This is a genomic window from Pantoea sp. X85, assembly GCF_029623675.1.
GTDB classification, from domain to species: domain Bacteria; phylum Pseudomonadota; class Gammaproteobacteria; order Enterobacterales; family Enterobacteriaceae; genus Pantoea; species Pantoea leporis.
The window spans coordinates 650,779-663,523 of sequence record NZ_CP121109.1; the positions used below are offsets into that span (position 1 = coordinate 650,779).

The following is a 12,745-nucleotide window of genomic DNA, read 5'->3' on the forward strand; positions in this document are numbered from 1 at the left end:
AGGGCGGCAATGTGCCCATCCCGGCAATACGTAATATATCGCGCCGCTACGGTAGGTAGGGTGTTAATGACTTTCGTGTGCAAAGGTAATCGATTTACGGCGCGCATCGCGCATCGCCACCGCATGGATCAGCAGACCCAACACCGCCAGAATCGCGCCTACCCAACCGGTGGATTGCCATCCCAGACCAGCGGAAATGGTCACGCCGCCCAGCCATGCACCGAGCGCGTTAGCGAGGTTAAACGCCGAATGGTTCATTGCCGCCGCCATGGTTTGCGCATCACCGGCAACATCCATCAAACGGATCTGCAACACCGCCGCCAGCGCTACCATGGTGCCCACCAGCATGACGTTGATGGCACCTGCCAGCGCATAATGCGCGGCAAACACGAAGGCGCTGAGCACCAAAAATGACCAGATCAGCAAAATGCGGATGGTCTTTTCAATGCCGCGATCGGCCAGACGACCGCCAGCGATGTTACCGATGATCATGCCTAAACCAAACAACGCCAGCACCGCCGGGATCCAGCTCACCGGCATCTGCGCCAGTTCGGTCATGGTCGGCTTCACGTAGCTAAACACCGAAAACAAACCGCCGCTGCCCACCGCGCCAATCGCCAGCGTCAGCAGTACCTGTTTGCGCGTCAGCGCCGACAATTCGCGCAGCGGGCTGGCATTTTTGTCGCCCGCTACGTTTGGCACCCACAGCCAGATCAGCAGCAAGGTCACCAGCGCCAGACCGCCGACAATGGCGAAGGCATCGCGCCAACCAAACCATTGGCCGATAGCGGTGACGGCGGGCACGCCGAGTAAGTTGGCGATGGTCAGGCCGAACAGCACCATCGAGACCGCTTGCGCGCGTTTGCGCCGTTCAACCAAACCGGCTGCGACCAGCGCCGCCACGCCGAAGAAGGTGCCATGTGGGAAACCGGCGAGGAAACGCGCCAGCAGCATCGAGTAGTATCCCGGCGCTATGGCGCTCAGCAGGTTGCCGGCGGCAAACAGGCCCATCAGCGTCATCAGGAAATTACGACGTGAGGCGCGCGCGCCCAGCACCGCCAGCAGCGGCGCACCAATCACCACGCCCAGCGCGTAGATACTGATGAGATGCCCGGCCGAGGGGATCGATACGTTGAGACCTTTGGCTGCATCGGGCAGCAGTCCCATGATGACGAATTCGCCGGTACCAATGGCAAAGCCGCCGGTGCCGAGCGCGAACAAAGCTTTTAGCACGCTCTGACGCGGCAGCGATGCCTCATCCGGCAGCTGAGTAAGTTGGGGTTGTACTGATGACATGAGTTTTCCGAACCGCAAGTGAAGAACTCAGTCAGGATCGTGATTGCCTGAAACAATCATCGTCAGGACTGAGCAGAGTGAGCGGCTTATGATAGCGCAAAATCCCGCTTCCGTAGCGGCGCAATTCATTGCGCGATAAATCGCGCCGCTAAGGAGTATGCGTATTCTGCAGCGCCAACAGCGCTGCGCCCATCATGCCGCCGTGATGCGCGAACTCACCTGGCACCACCAGACGATGTGCGGTGCGGCGTAATACGTAACCCTGCACCACCTCATCTAACGCCGCGATCAGCGGAGCCACCGACGCCAATCCGCCGCCCACCGCCACGCGCGACGCGCCGGTGATATTGATGGTGTATGCCAGCGGCTGACCGACAATTTGCAGCCATGCCTGAACGGTTTGCTGCGCCAGCGCATCCTGCTGCTGCCAGCATTCGATGATCTCAATGCTGCTCGCCGTGCGGTCATGCAACGTCTGATGCAGATTTTCCAGCCCCCGCGCACCGCCGTAGCTGTCAAGACAGCCCTTTTGCCCGCATGGACACGCCTTTCGCGGCAGTCGCCGCGTGACGCCATCAATCTCCACTTCGGTTAACGTGATCGGCCCATGTCCCCATTCGCCGGTCAATCCGTTTTGCCCGGTAATGATGCGGCCATCTGCCACCAATCCGCCGCCAACGCCCGAACCCAGAATCGCGCCAAACACCACTTTGTGACCTTTTCCCGCGCCCGCCAGCGCTTCCGCCAGCGTGAAGCAGTCGGCATCGTTATGCACAATCACCTGGCGTTGCAGCAGCGCGCCCAGCTCGTTCGCCAAACTGCGCTGGTGAAACGCGGGAATATTGCTGGCAAATATCTCGCCAGAGTCGGGTGCCACAATGCCTGCGGTGGAGATCGCTACTGCACTGCTGGCGGTAAACTGCAGGTGATGCTGGGCTAACATGCGACTCACCAGCGCGGTAAAATCGTCCCAGCTGCTAGCCGGAATTTTGTGCTGATCGAGCAGGATTAATTGATCCTGCGCATTCATCACGCCTAGCTTGATAAAAGAGCCGCCCAGATCGAGGCAAATCACCGCAGATTGTCTTCTCATAAACGTTTATCCATCACATCACGCAAACCGTCGCCCAGCACATTGAAGCCCAGCACGGTAATCAAAATCGCCAATCCGGGGAAGAGTGACACATAAATATTCAGGCCGAGGAAGTTGCGCCCATCGCTCATCATGGTGCCCCACTCCGGCATCGGTGGCTGCACGCCTAAACCGAGGAAGGACAAACTGGCGGCGGACAGCACCACCGCGCCCGCCGTCAGTGTGGATTGCACAATCAGCGGTCCAATTGAGTTGCGCAGAATGTAGTGCGTAATGATGCGCGGATAGCGCACCCCGAGCATATGCGCCGCTTCGATGTACTCCATGTTTTTCAGCCCCAGCGTCAGGTTGCGGCTCAGACGCGCATACACCGGAATCGAAAACAGTGAAATGGCGATCAGCATATTGGTCAGTCCTTCGCCGAGCACGCTAACGATCAAAATCGCCAGCACGATGCCGGGAAAGGCGAAGATGATATCCATTACCCACATGATCAGCGCATCCATCTTGCGTCCCGCTAAGCCGGAAATGATGCCGAGCGGAATACCGATCACCATGGAGATCGCGACGCTGAGGCTCACTTCAAACAGCGTGATACGCGCGCCGTAAATCACGCGCGAAAAAATATCGCGGCCATAATCGTCGGTGCCAAACCAGTGCGCGGCCGATGGCGCTTGCAAGGTGTTGAGCAGATCCTGCTCCACCGGATCCCAATGGGTAATCAGCGGAGCCAGCGCAGCAGCGAGCACCACCAGCAGCACTAACGCACCGCCGATGGCAATGGACGGATTTGCCAGTAAAGTGCTGATCAGGTGTCGGCTGCGCGAACGCGGCGGCAGCACGGAAGTATCAATGCTGTTCATCAGTCGAACCTTATTTTTGGATTGAGCAAGCCAATCAGGATTTCGCCCACCAGATTCATCAGCACCACGCCAGTCACGGCCACCAGCGTCACGCCCTGAATCACCGGATAATCGCGGTAGCGCACCGAATCCACCAGCAAGCGGCCAATGCCCGGCCAATTGAACACCGATTCAGTGACCACCGCGCCGCCAATCAAGCTGCCGAAGTTGAGCGCCACAATGGTGACAATCGGGATCAGTGCATTTCGCAGCGCATGCTTCCAGTTAATGCTGGCGGAGGATAATCCCTTGGCTTTGGCGGTACGGATGTAATCCTGACTCAGCACATCCAGCATGCTGGAACGCGTCATGCGGGCGATCATCGCCATCGGCAGGATTGCCAGCGTAACCGTGGGCATGATGTAGTTTTTCCACGAATCGGCGCCCAGCAGCGGTAACCAGCCCAACTCGACCGCGAAGTAATTCATCGCCAGTAGCGCCAGCCAGAAGTTGGCAATCGACGCACCGGCAATGGTCAACACCATCACGATTTGATCCGGAATCCGCTGGCGATAAATGGCGCCAGTCATGCCCGCCGGAACACCTATCGCAATCGCCAGCAGATACGCCAGCGCCGCCAGCGATAAGGTGTACGGCAAACGCTCGCTGATCTCCGTCATCACCGGACGCTGCGACTGCAACGACAAGCCAAGGTTGCCGTGCAGCGCTTCCGCCGCGAACCTGACGTATTGCAGCGGCAGCGGCTGATCGAGCCCCAGCCGCACGCGCATACTGTCCACCGCTTCCTGCGGCGCTTCCGGTCCCGCCATCAGCCGCGCCGGATCGCCCGGCAGCGCGCGGATGGCGATAAACACGATAATCGACACGCCGAAAATGATTAACGGCAGCGAAAGCACCTTTTTTGCGACATACGCTTTCATATCACATCAGCCATGAGGTTATTGCTTCACTGCGTCGCGCACGACGATTTGTCCGCCCGGCTGCATAACCACGCCGCTGATATTTTTACGTGCGGCATAGAGATCGTCCTGATAGAACAGCAGCACCTGCGGCGCTAATCCGCTGATCTGTTTTTGCGCCTGGAAATAGAGATCTTTGCGTTTGGCATCGTCGAGTGTGGATGCGGCGGTATCGATCAGATCATCGGTTTGCTTGTCGCTGAAGAAGCCCAGATTGGCCCCGCCCGGCGCAAAGCTGCTGGTGTGATACAGCGGACGGAGCTGCAGATCCGAGCCATATAAACCGGAAGACCAGGACGCCAGCACCGCATCGGTGCCCTGCGCGGCTTTCTCTTTGCCATCAGCAAATGCCGCTTTGGTCCACACGCCGCTCTCCATCTGGCGCACGTTAAGTTTCACGCCGATTTTGCCCCACATGCCCTGCAGCACTTGTGCGGTACGCGCATCCGGCGCCTGCACCGCAATCGACATCGGGAAACCGTCGGCGTAGCCCGCCGCTTTCAGCAAATCTTTGGCTTTTTGCAGATCGTAGGGATAGTCATGCAAGCTTTTGTCGTAGTTGGGATCGACCGGTGCCAACGCGGAGTTTGCCGGTTGCGCATAACCAAACATGATGGCTTTCACCAGCGCCTGCTGGTCGGTGGCGAAATTCAGCGCCTGACGCACGCGCACATCGCTCAGCGCTTTGCTTTGGGTATTGAGATCGACCCAGAACACCGCCGCGCCCGGCGACTGTTTAAGATTTACGTTGGCGTTGTTTTTCAACATGCCGGCAAACTGCGGCGGCACCGGGTTAATAATATCAACCTGACCCGATTGCAGCGCCATATTCATCACCGAAGGCTCGCTGCTCCACGTCCATTTAATTTCATCCGGCCCGGAAGATTTTCCCCAATAGTCGGGATTCTTTTGTTCAAGTACATATTCACCGGATTTGTACTGCACCAGTTTATAAGGCCCGGTGCCGTCGGCTTTATTGTTAATACTGCCCGCCTTGTCCGCTTTTGGGCTCACCATTAATCCTGGGCCGGAGGCTAAAACAGTTAAAAAAGCCGGATTGATTTTTTTCAGCTGAAACGTGACGGTAAGATCGTCTTTTTTCTTCACGTCCTGAATAAAGGTGCGAATTTTCCCACTACCCGCTAAACCGCGCTGCGTATTCAAATGACGCTGGAAGTTTTCCACTACCGCATCGGCATTAAAGGGCGTGCCGTCGTGGAATTTCACATTGGGTCGCAGGGTAAAGGTCCAGTTAAGTCCGCTGTCATCGGATGTCCAGGATAATGCCAATGCCGGAATGATTTTGCCGTCATCACCGAGACGCGTCAGGCCTTCGTACATTGGGTCCAGCACCGTGCCGGTAAAGGTCGCGGTTTGGTTGCCAGGATCCATGCTGCGCGGTGGTTCGTTCTGCATGATCACCAGCTGGCTGGCAAAAACGGAGGCGCTCGCCATCGACGCCAGTAAACAGCCAGCCAGCGTCAGTACCTTGAAATGCTTATTTTTGCTTTCCATGAAGGCCCTCAATGAATCATTGAAACTATCGGTGAAATATCCACGCTATATAAGCCACACTCACCAAACAAAAGCCAATAGGTTGGTTCATATAATTTACTTATAATCAGATCTGCATTCAGAAATTTAACTAAATAGCGTTGTATTTGTTTTCTGTCCTTATTATTGTCAGCGCATAGTGCTAACGCTGTGAGAACCTTAATGCTCAATGCCCACCAGCAACAAATTCTGCGCTTGCTTATTGCGTCGCATGGCATGAGCCGCACCGTGCTTGCGGAAAAAATGAAATTAAGCAAAGCCGCAATTAGCACGCTGGTGAAAGAGATGCTGCAGGCCGGATTGCTGGAAGAGAGTATTCCGGAATCCAGCGGCCAGGGTCGCCCATCGGTGTTATTAAAAATGCGTGCCGACAGCGCCTATTTTCTCGGTGCCTCGCTGCTGGACGAACGCGTGGTATTGGTGCTGATTGATATGCACGGCCGCACGCTGGCCGCCACCCAGATGCCGTTGAATCTCGATCCGCCGCAGCTGGCCAAAACCATTGCAGCGGCGATCCCGGACCTGATTGCGCAGAAATCAATTACGCAGGATCAGCTGATTGGCCTGGGCGTGACGCTTTCCGGCTTTGTCGATGAGCATCAGGCGATTTGCGTGCAGTCGGCGCTGCTGGGCTGGAAGAACGTGCCGCTGGCGGAACTGCTGAAACAGCAAACCGGGCTGGAAGTGTCGTTAGAAAACGATGCCAAAGCGCTGGCGGTAAGCGAGAAGATTTTCGGCGTGGCAAAAAAGGCGCGCAACTTCACCCTGATCTCGCACGGTGACGGCATTGGGTCGGCGCACTTCTTTCAGGGCCAACTACATCGGGGCGCACACGGCGCTGCCGGTGAAATCGCCCACTGCACCATCGAGCCCGGCGGACGTCCCTGCCGCTGCGGCAAACGCGGCTGCCTCGATACGCTGGCCTCGTTAACCGCCATCCGCGAAAGCGTGCGTGATAAAGCGCTGGAGAGTGAATCGATTACCGAACTGGAAGCGCTGGCGGTGAAAGGTAACAGCGCGGCGATTGCCATTTTGCATCAGGCCGGTCATGCGCTGGGCTTATCCATCGCCAATATTATCCAGATGAACGATCCCGAGTTGATTGTGATTGCGCATCAGCCCAATGCGTTTGATGGCTTACTGAAAACCGTGGTGATGCAGGCCATCGACAGCCATGTGCTGCCGTCGATTATCGGCAAAACACCGATCGCCAGCATGGTGATCAACGAAGAGAGCTGGGCCAGAGCCGCAGCCAGTGTGGCGGCGTATCGTTTTATCATTCACTTACCCGACTAGCGGAGGCTGCTATGCGCATTGCTTTTGGTGGCATTCATACTGAGTGCAGTACTTATAATCCGGTGCTGAATTATGCCGACGACTTCCGCATCGTGCGCGGGGATGAACTGACCACCAATCCTTATTTCGCCTTTTTGCAGGATTATGATGCCGAGTTTCTGCCGACCTTCCACGCGCGCGCCATCGCTGGTGGTCCGGTGGCGCGCGTCACCTACGACGATTTTAAGCAGGATTTCCTGACGCGCCTCGCGGCACATTTGCCGGTGGATGGCGTTTATCTCGCGATGCACGGTGCGGTTTATGTTGAAGGCATGGAAGATGCCGAAGGCGACTGGATCAGCGCCACGCGCGAGCTGGTCGGCGCGGAGTGCCCGATCACCGTCAGCTACGATCTGCACGGCAACGTTACGCAACGCATCATCGATGCCATTGACATGTTCTCGACCTATCGCACTGCGCCGCACATTGATGTGGAAGAGACCATGCGCCGCTCGGTATCGATGCTGGTGAAAAGCCTGCAAACCGGCGTCAAACCCGGCGTGGTGTGGGCGCCGATTCCGGTGGTGTTACCCGGTGAACGCACCAGCACCGAAGATGAACCGGCGAAAAGTTTGTATGCGCGTTTGCCCGCGATAAACCAGCTGGAGCACATCTGGGATGCGTCGCTGATGGTCGGTTACGTCTGGGCCGATGAACCGCGCGCTACCGCCGCCGCGATCATGACCGGCACCGATGCCGATGTGCTGGCGGAACAGGCGGCTAAACTGGCGCTGGCTTACTGGCAGGCGCGCGATGAATTCAGTTTTGGCTGCGTCACCGGCAGCATTGAAGAGTGCGTCAGCATGGCCATCGCCAGCGAAACTGCGCCGGTGATTCTGGCTGATTCTGGGGATAATCCCACCGGCGGTGGCGTCGGCGATCGCGCGGATGTGTTGGCGGAACTGATTCGCCAGGGTGCGCAGCAGGTGATCGTGGCTGGTATCACCGATAAACCGGCCACTGACGCGGCCTTTGCTGCTGGCGTTGGCGCAAGCTTAACGCTGAATGTCGGCGCATCACTCGATCCGGCCGGCGGCAAAGTGCAGGCCGAATTTGTGGTGAAACATCTCAGCGATGATGCGCGTTCGCTGGCGAAACAGGCGCTGCTGCAAACCGACGGCATCACGCTGGTGGTCGCCGACCGTCGCCGTCCCTATCACAACCTGGCGGATTTCGCCCTGCTCGGCCTCAATCCTGCAGCGGCTAAAATCGTGGTAGTGAAGTCCGGTTATTTGTCGCCGGAGCTGGCCCCGCTGGCCAATCCCAACCTGATGGCGCTGTCGGAAGGCGTAGTCGATCAATATGTGGAACGCTTAACTCGCCAGCGCAAATTGCAGCCCGCCTATCCGTTCGATACCGATTTCACTTATCTGCCGGTTAGCCACTTATCGGCACGCTTTATGGCAGCGAAATGAACGCGCCCGCTTCAGCAGTCGAACCGGTGCTGCGCATCGAAAATCTGACCGTCGCCTTTCGCGTTGAGGATCACTGGCGCGAGGTGGTAAAGAACCTGTCGCTCACCGTTAATGCCGGTGAAACGCTGGCGATTGTCGGTGAATCCGGTTCGGGGAAAAGCGTCACCTCGATGGCGATCATGCGCTTACTCAACATGCGCCACGCGCGCGTCAGCGGCAAAGTGCTGCTGAACGGCGTCGATCTGCTGACGCTGAGCGAATCCGCCATGCGTGACATTCGCGGCAATGCGGTGGCGATGATTTTTCAGGAGCCGATGACCAGCCTGAATCCGTCGTTCACCATCGGCAATCAAATTGCTGAGGCGCTGATCAATCACCGCAAAATCAGTAAACGCGTCGCGCGTGAAGAGACCATTCGGCTGCTGGAGAAAGTGCGTATTCCCAACGCGGCGAAACGCTTCAATGATTATCCGCACCACTTTTCCGGCGGCATGCGCCAGCGCGTGATGATTGCGATGGCGCTGGCGCTGCGGCCAAAACTGCTGATTGCCGATGAACCGACCACCGCGCTGGACGTCACCATTCAGGGGCAGATTCTTGACCTGATCAAGACGTTGCAGGAAGAGGAAGGCACGGCGGTGCTGTTTATCACCCACGATATGGGCGTGGTGGCAGAAGTGTCGGATCGCACGCTGGTGATGTATCAAGGCGATGTGATGGAAACCGGCACCACCGCCGCGATTTTTTCCGCGCCCGCTGCCGATTACACCCGCACGCTGATTGCGACCGTGCCGCAGCTTGGTGCAATGCGCGGCATTGCTGGGCCGCGTAAGTTTTCCTTTGACCCGCGCGACGCATCTGAGACCAACCCTGTATCGACATCGCAGCAGCCGCTGCTGTCGGTGAAAAATCTCAGCACCCGCTTCAGCATCCACGAAGGCGTATTCAGCCGCAAAACCGGCGCGGTACATGCGGTGGAGAACATCTCGTTTGATCTAATGCCGGGCGAAACCTTGTCGCTGGTTGGTGAATCGGGCTGTGGAAAATCCACCACCGGACGTTCACTGACGCGCCTCGTCACACCCGACGCGGGTGAAGTGGCCTTTGATGGTTACGACGTACTGAATCTTTCTGTTCATGAGCTGCGCACTTTGCGCCGCGCCATGCAGATGATTTTTCAGGATCCATTTGCCAGCCTCAATCCGCGCATGTCGGTGCTGGAAGCGCTTACCGAGCCTTTTCTGCAACATCGTTTAGGCAGCAAAACCGAGGCGCGCACGAAAGCCGCCTCGCTGATGGAGCGTGTCGGGTTATCCGCTGACATGATGAAACGCTATCCGCACGAATTTTCCGGCGGCCAGCGCCAGCGTATCTGCATCGCTCGCGCGCTGATGCTCGATCCGAAAATAATCATCGCCGATGAATCGGTATCGGCGCTGGATGTCACGGTGAAAGCGCAAATCATCAATCTGCTGCTCGACCTGCAACAAGGCCTCGGCTTGTCGTATCTGTTTATTTCCCACGATATGGCGGTGGTTGAGCGCATCAGTCATCGCGTGGCGGTGATGCTGCTGGGTGAAATCGTCGAGATCGGCCCGCGCGCGGCAATATTTGAAAATCCGCAGCATGATTACACGCGCAAATTACTGTCGTCGGTGCCGGTGCCCGATCCGGCGCGACGTCATGTGAAGCGCCAGATTGACATCAGCGAGCTGAAAAGCCCGGTGCGTGCATTGGGATTTGTGCCCGAAGCGCGACGTTACCGTGAGGTGAGTGAGGGGCATTGGGTAATGGAGTAAGCGCTTTTTAGGGTGCGTATTAATGCGCACATGGAAGCAGGTCGCCATGAATGGCGACCCTGCGACAATCTGTGATTACCTATCGATCCGTGCAGAATGTTTCCCGCATTATTGTTTCATACACAACAGGCAAAATACCGCTCGGCAGTCGGGATAATGCGTATGGAAATATTGCCAGGCATGGTCAGGAGAATAAAACGATCCCATGAACACACGATTATCATAGGCAGGAGCCAGGCGGCAACTATCGCGGTGCAGATTGCAGCACCCTTCTGTATCTGCCTGACTAAAGACATAAAAATCCGTGATGCTTAAGTTCATCCGCTACTCCTCATGGGCAGAGATAAATACTAATTAATAAAAATCTTTAAAATCGCCCGTTGCGGATACTATTTGTACATTTTTTAGTAATCAGCTCAAAATGAGCCATAAAATAATTATAGTCTGCGTGGAGTCGGCTGTCTTTAATTAAAAATAAACTTATTTAAGCCGAACGTAATAAAAGAGTAATTTAATAACTATTATTTAGCCCCCTTTTGTCGCTGCGCTTAATAGGGCCAACATTTACTGTTAACGGCGGTCATCACTTATAAATTCCCGCTAAGATTTATCTTAAAAAAATGAAATTCATTTCTGGTCAATTAAACTTAAGTAAACTTAAATTAAGCCACCGGAGATAATATCATGCTCAGTTATACTATCCGTATCGAATTGAAAGAACCCACCGCTGGCGCGCAAATTGAATTGCTCTATGCGATGCTTGAGAATGGTTTCGCGCGTAGCTTGGTGTGCGAGAAAGGCTACACTTATGTGTTACCCACCAATGAATACGTTTATGTAGGCAGCGAGAATATAAGGAGTTTAACCGACCGGGTGGTCACTTTGGTGAGCGAGTTCAGTGAGGATCCTTCGGTGATGATTACTCAATCCGCCGCAAGGTGCTGGTCAGGTTTACGCGGCGTAAACCTCGCTTAATAGCGAAGATAAACGCCCTCTGCCCACTACGAAGGCGTTTATCCTTTAATTTAAATAAACTTAAAATATAATTAATTAGCCCGGATAAATACCGCGATCTTTACGTGCCAGTAAAATACGTTCGCAGGCAACGATATAAGCGGCAGTGCGCAGCGAGCAGCGCTTTTCGGCGGCCTTGTCCCAAACGTGAACCATGGCTTCGGTCATGATGCGGTCCATACGCTGGTTAATCTCATCTTCGCTCCAGAAGAAACTCGCCATATCCTGCACCCATTCGAAGTAACTCACCGTTACCCCGCCAGCGTTACAGATTACGTCTGGCACCACCTGCACGCCGCGACTCGCGAGCATATCATCTGCATCCGGATAAGTTGGGCCGTTTGCCCCTTCCAGTACCAGTTTGGCACTAATAACTTCTGCGCGCTCGCGGGTAATTTGTCCTTCCAGCGCCGCCGGGATCAGAATATCCATGGCGGTGGTCCAGAACTGCTCTCTGTCGATCTCTCGCGCGCCAGGGAAGCCAGCAATCTGTTTATGTTCGATCTGCCATGCAGTCAACGCGGCTAAGTCAATACCGCCTTCGTTGAGTAAGGTTGCGGTGTGATCCTGAATCACCACCACACGCGCACCGGCTTCGGCGAACAGACGCGCGGCTTCGCTACCGACATTACCAAAGCCCTGCAGCGCCACGCGTGCGCCTTCAATGGTGATATTGGAGCGTTGTGCCACTTCCCGACCGGTAATAAATACGCCACGCCCCGTCGCTTTCTCACGCCCTAACGAGCCGCCAAGATGGATCGGTTTACCGGTGACCACACCGGTAATGGTGGTGCCGTGATTCATGGAGTAGGTATCCATCATCCACGCCATCACTTTGCCATTGGTGCCGACATCGGGTGCGGGAATATCTTTCTGCGGGCCAATAATCAGGCCGATTTCACTGGTGTAGCGGCGGGTTAATCGCTCCAGTTCACCTTCAGACAGCGAGTGCGGATCGACACGGATGCCGCCTTTGGCGCCGCCATAAGGCAGGTTAACCGCCGCACACTTGATGGTCATCCAGGCGGATAGCGCCATCACTTCATTCAAATCGACAGCAGGATGGTAACGCACGCCCCCTTTGCCCGGCCCGCGTGAGAGATTGTGCTGTACGCGATAGCCTTCGAAGTGGCGAATCGAGCCGTCATCCATCTGCACCGGGATGTCGACAATCAGTGCTCTTTTGGGGTGACGCAGGGTTTCTATCCAGCGAGACAATTCACCAAGATGAGGCGCAACACGGTCAATTTGGCTCAGGTAGGTAGTCCAGGGAGATGTACTGCTTTCAGAAGCGTAAGATAACTTTTCCATGAGAAGCCTGTAGGTTCAGAGTTATTTATATTGAAAAGACGTGGAAAGGTAATGCATTGCACTAGACGGAAAGTAATTTAACACCTTTTCAGACAAGCGGGTCAGG

11 protein-coding genes are annotated in these 12,745 nt (G+C 55.8%); 4 read left to right on the forward strand and 7 right to left on the reverse strand.

What is annotated here, in order from left to right; all coding sequences use genetic code 11:
* Positions 1 to 63 precede the first annotated feature (63 nt).
* The 5 genes from P6287_RS22600 to P6287_RS22620 all read right to left on the reverse strand — a co-directional run bounded on the left by P6287_RS22600 (position 64) and on the right by P6287_RS22620 (position 5,726).
* Positions 64 to 1,296, reverse strand: a complete 1,233-nt coding sequence (locus P6287_RS22600) for an MFS transporter (RefSeq protein WP_101761051.1) — start codon at positions 1,294 to 1,296, stop codon at positions 64 to 66.
* A 148-nt stretch (positions 1,297 to 1,444) separates the two neighbouring features.
* A complete protein-coding gene (locus P6287_RS22605; RefSeq protein WP_277975101.1) occupies positions 1,445 to 2,389 on the reverse strand; it encodes an ROK family protein in 945 nt (314 codons plus the stop codon).
* The gene (locus tag P6287_RS22610; RefSeq protein WP_137387230.1) at positions 2,386 to 3,252 is read right to left on the reverse strand and encodes an ABC transporter permease; all 867 of its coding nucleotides are present in this window, start codon (positions 3,250 to 3,252) and stop codon (positions 2,386 to 2,388) included. The genes P6287_RS22605 and P6287_RS22610 overlap by 4 nt, the downstream gene beginning before the upstream one ends.
* Positions 3,252 to 4,172, reverse strand: a complete 921-nt coding sequence (locus P6287_RS22615; protein ID WP_101761054.1) for an ABC transporter permease — start codon at positions 4,170 to 4,172, stop codon at positions 3,252 to 3,254. Before P6287_RS22615 ends, P6287_RS22610 begins: the two co-directional genes overlap by 1 nt.
* A gap of 18 nt (positions 4,173 to 4,190) precedes the next feature.
* Positions 4,191 to 5,726 carry an ABC transporter substrate-binding protein gene (locus P6287_RS22620; RefSeq protein ID WP_110866715.1) on the reverse strand — a complete coding sequence of 512 codons (1,536 nt, stop codon included), beginning with the start codon at positions 5,724 to 5,726 and terminating at the stop codon, positions 4,191 to 4,193.
* A gap of 201 nt (positions 5,727 to 5,927) precedes the next feature.
* On the opposite strand from P6287_RS22620, the gene P6287_RS22625 reads away from it, so the two are divergent.
* From P6287_RS22625 to P6287_RS22635, 3 genes are read left to right on the forward strand one after another with little or no spacing between them, the layout of a single operon-like run.
* Entirely contained in the window at positions 5,928 to 7,061 is a 1,134-nt protein-coding gene (locus tag P6287_RS22625; RefSeq protein WP_277975102.1) for an ROK family transcriptional regulator, read from the forward strand.
* A gap of 11 nt (positions 7,062 to 7,072) precedes the next feature.
* On the forward strand, positions 7,073 to 8,515 hold the full coding sequence (locus tag P6287_RS22630; protein ID WP_277975103.1) for a M81 family metallopeptidase: 1,443 nt from the start codon (positions 7,073 to 7,075) through the stop codon (positions 8,513 to 8,515).
* On the forward strand, positions 8,512 to 10,314 hold the full coding sequence (locus tag P6287_RS22635; protein WP_277975104.1) for an ABC transporter ATP-binding protein: 1,803 nt from the start codon (positions 8,512 to 8,514) through the stop codon (positions 10,312 to 10,314). Before P6287_RS22630 ends, P6287_RS22635 begins: the two co-directional genes overlap by 4 nt.
* 108 nt (positions 10,315 to 10,422) lie before the next feature.
* Here P6287_RS22635 and P6287_RS22640 read toward each other — a convergent pair whose 3' ends face one another.
* Complete coding sequence (locus P6287_RS22640) at positions 10,423 to 10,635, reverse strand: hypothetical protein (protein WP_192413270.1); 213 nt, start codon at positions 10,633 to 10,635, stop codon at positions 10,423 to 10,425.
* A gap of 363 nt (positions 10,636 to 10,998) precedes the next feature.
* On the opposite strand from P6287_RS22640, the gene P6287_RS22645 reads away from it, so the two are divergent.
* Positions 10,999 to 11,289 carry a hypothetical protein gene (locus P6287_RS22645; protein ID WP_101761060.1) on the forward strand — a complete coding sequence of 97 codons (291 nt, stop codon included), beginning with the start codon at positions 10,999 to 11,001 and terminating at the stop codon, positions 11,287 to 11,289.
* A 75-nt stretch (positions 11,290 to 11,364) separates the two neighbouring features.
* On the opposite strand, the gene P6287_RS22650 is transcribed toward P6287_RS22645, so the two are convergent.
* Positions 11,365 to 12,639 (reverse strand): Glu/Leu/Phe/Val dehydrogenase, encoded by a 1,275-nt coding sequence (locus P6287_RS22650; RefSeq protein WP_110866711.1) that lies wholly within the window; start codon positions 12,637 to 12,639, stop codon positions 11,365 to 11,367.
* Positions 12,640 to 12,745 lie beyond the last annotated feature (106 nt).

Excerpts from the sequence above, each read along its gene's own strand:
- P6287_RS22600 (WP_101761051.1), bottom strand. The coding sequence starts at position 1,296 with ATGTCATCAGTACAACCCCAACTTACTCAGCTGCCGGATGAGGCATCG.
- P6287_RS22605 (WP_277975101.1), bottom strand. The coding sequence starts at position 2,389 with ATGAGAAGACAATCTGCGGTGATTTGCCTCGATCTGGGCGGCTCTTTT.
- P6287_RS22610 (WP_137387230.1), bottom strand. The coding sequence starts at position 3,252 with ATGAACAGCATTGATACTTCCGTGCTGCCGCCGCGTTCGCGCAGCCGA.
- P6287_RS22615 (WP_101761054.1), bottom strand. The coding sequence starts at position 4,172 with ATGAAAGCGTATGTCGCAAAAAAGGTGCTTTCGCTGCCGTTAATCATT.
- P6287_RS22620 (WP_110866715.1), bottom strand. The coding sequence starts at position 5,726 with ATGGAAAGCAAAAATAAGCATTTCAAGGTACTGACGCTGGCTGGCTGT.
- P6287_RS22625 (WP_277975102.1), top strand. The coding sequence starts at position 5,928 with ATGCTCAATGCCCACCAGCAACAAATTCTGCGCTTGCTTATTGCGTCG.
- P6287_RS22630 (WP_277975103.1), top strand. The coding sequence starts at position 7,073 with ATGCGCATTGCTTTTGGTGGCATTCATACTGAGTGCAGTACTTATAAT.
- P6287_RS22635 (WP_277975104.1), top strand. The coding sequence starts at position 8,512 with ATGAACGCGCCCGCTTCAGCAGTCGAACCGGTGCTGCGCATCGAAAAT.
- P6287_RS22640 (WP_192413270.1), bottom strand. The coding sequence starts at position 10,635 with ATGAACTTAAGCATCACGGATTTTTATGTCTTTAGTCAGGCAGATACA.
- P6287_RS22645 (WP_101761060.1), top strand. The coding sequence starts at position 10,999 with ATGCTCAGTTATACTATCCGTATCGAATTGAAAGAACCCACCGCTGGC.
- P6287_RS22650 (WP_110866711.1), bottom strand. The coding sequence starts at position 12,639 with ATGGAAAAGTTATCTTACGCTTCTGAAAGCAGTACATCTCCCTGGACT.